A 2,342-nucleotide genomic window follows, 5' to 3' on the forward strand; every position below is an offset into this window, starting at 1 on the left:
AAAGCAAAAGGGTAGAGCGGAGCTGCGTTTCCACGAAACGCGGAAACGCTCTAGGCCGCCTCAGCGGCTGGCGAACGCCCTGCGCGCCCGCTTGACCATGGACCAGACGCGGTCGTCCGACTTGATGGCGCGCACCGCGCGGCTGCGGCCGTTCCGCGCCATCGCCCGGACCTTGCCGACCGGCGTCAGCCCGATATTCGTGTCGTGGTGCATGGTTTCGACATCGCACCAGGCGCGCTTGTAGGGCTCGTCGCCAATGCCGAAATCGAAGGTCTTAACGCCCGTCCGGCAGGCATGTTCGATCGTGCTGTAAAAAAGCTGCTCGCCCGGCCGCGCTTGCGCATGATCGGGGTCGAACGAGCCGAACTCGACCGTCAGGCGGCCGCGATGGTGGATGCAGCCGATCACCGCGATGATCCGCTCGTCCAATGTCAGCGCGTGGAGCCGGTGGACCGGTCCGCCGGCGCCGAACAGCGCGCGAAAGACGTTTTGCGTGTCCGCGTCGCCGAACACGTTGCCGATGCCGGCCGCGCGGAAGCGCTCGGCCTTCAGCGCAAGGAAACGGTCCAGATGGCGCAAGACCCGGTCCGGCGGCACCGGGTGGTGGAAGGCCACCTGGCCGGCCGCGTCCAGCTTGCGCCGATAGCTGCGGATCTTCTTGCGCTTGCTCTTGCCGCCATGGGTCTTGAGCACCGTCTCGAAATCGCCCTCGATCCGGAACGACAGGGCGATGTTGGGGCTCGGCACGCTCGCATCGAACACGAACGGGTTGCGCACGCCTTCCCAGCAGGCATGCTGCCGCTCAAGGAAGATCGCGGTCGCCGGAGGCCGCGCCGCCGCGATGGCGCCCCTGATCGCCGCTTGCCCGGCATCGGCCAGCGCCGCCATGTCCTCGCGCCGGCCGACGGGAAAGTTGCCGTTGGCGTGCCGGCCGCCGCAATAGGCGGCGATGCCATGGGCGCCCAGTTCCAGCGGCAGCAGAACCGGGCCATGACCGGCGAGGGCGCATTCGATGAACATCGGCCTGCGGCCGGGCCTGCCGGTCCAGGCCGCCAGCGCCGCCGGATGCTGATAGCCGGTGAAGACCATGTCGGGCGCGATCGCCGCGATGGCGGCCCCGATGGCCGCCTCGCCCTCGATCACCCGCGCCGAAACGGCGCCGCCCGCTTCGGCCGCCGCCGCCGGCCCGCCGCCCGTTTCGTCCGATGTCGCATCAACCATTCGTTCAGCCCTTTCGCCCTAGCCTTAAAGGAGGCGGGTTTCTTTTCCGTTGAAGGGGCGGCCATCGGTGGGCGGCCGGCCTGAACCCCCACAGGCCCTAGCCAGGGTAAGCGATGAACAGGACGCTGCTGCGCAAGTGCTTGATGGTCGGCGCCCGCGTGACGGGCCTGTCGGCGCTTTCCGCGCGGCTGTTCGGCGGCGTTGGCGCCGTCTTCATGCTGCACCGGATCGGCCCGCCGCAGAACTCGTCGGGCCTCAACGCCTTCCTGTCCTGCGCGCCCGATTTTCTCGACCGCCTGCTCGGCTCGCTTCGGCGCGATGGCTGGCGTTTCGTCTCGCTCGACGAAGTCGCCGACCGCCTGGCGGCCGGCCATGGCGACGAGCGCTTTGCCGCCGTCACGCTCGATGATGGATATCGCGACAATGCCGAACGGGGCGCGCCGGTGTTCCGGGCGCACGATGTGCCCTATGCCATCTTCATCTGCCCCGGCCTGGTCGACGGCCGCGCCTTTGTGTGGTGGGAGGTGCTGGCCCGCGCCATCGACCGCAACGACCGCGTCACCCTGGCGGCCGGCGATGCGCCGATCATGCTCGACTGCGCCACGCCCGCCCGGAAGCGGGCGGCCTATCGCCGGCTGCTGGACCATCTGTCGACCGCCGTGGACGAGGACACCCAGCGCCGGTTTGTGGCGCGCTTCGCCGCCGACCACGGCGTCGACCCGGTCGGCCATTGCCGCGATGCGATCATGGACTGGGACGCGCTGCGCGCGCTCGGCGCCGACCCGCTGTGCACCATCGGCGCCCATACGGTCCATCACGTCAATCTCAAGCGTCTGGACCGGCATCGCGCGCTGGACGAGATCGCGGGCTCGATCGAGGAACTGGCGGCCAAGCTCGGCGAGAGGCCGCGCCACTTCGCCTATCCCTATGGCGGTCCCGCCGCGGCCGGCGCGCGCGAGGTGGAGCTTGCCCGCGAGGCGGGTCTGACGACGGCGGCGACGACCCGCCACGGCCTGTTGCAGCCGGGCCATGCCGGTCATCTTCTGGCCCTGCCGCGCATCTCGCTGAACGGCGAGTATCAGCGCGCCCACTATGTCGACACGATGCTCAGCGGCGTGACC

At 69.7% G+C, this 2,342-nt stretch carries 2 protein-coding genes; one reads left to right on the plus strand and one right to left on the minus strand.

Features of this window, described 5'->3' with window-relative positions:
- Positions 1-60 precede the first annotated feature (60 nt).
- A complete protein-coding gene (locus tag AC5E6L_RS15220) occupies positions 61-1,221 on the minus strand; it encodes a GNAT family N-acetyltransferase (protein ID WP_491774431.1) in 1,161 nt (386 codons plus the stop codon).
- A 113-nt stretch (positions 1,222-1,334) separates the two neighbouring features.
- Here AC5E6L_RS15220 and AC5E6L_RS15225 point away from each other — a divergent pair.
- Positions 1,335-2,342, plus strand: a 1,008-nt coding sequence (locus AC5E6L_RS15225) for a polysaccharide deacetylase family protein (protein ID WP_491774433.1), incomplete at its 3' end; no start/stop codon positions are given.

It is taken from the genome of Roseitalea sp., assembly GCF_984466335.1.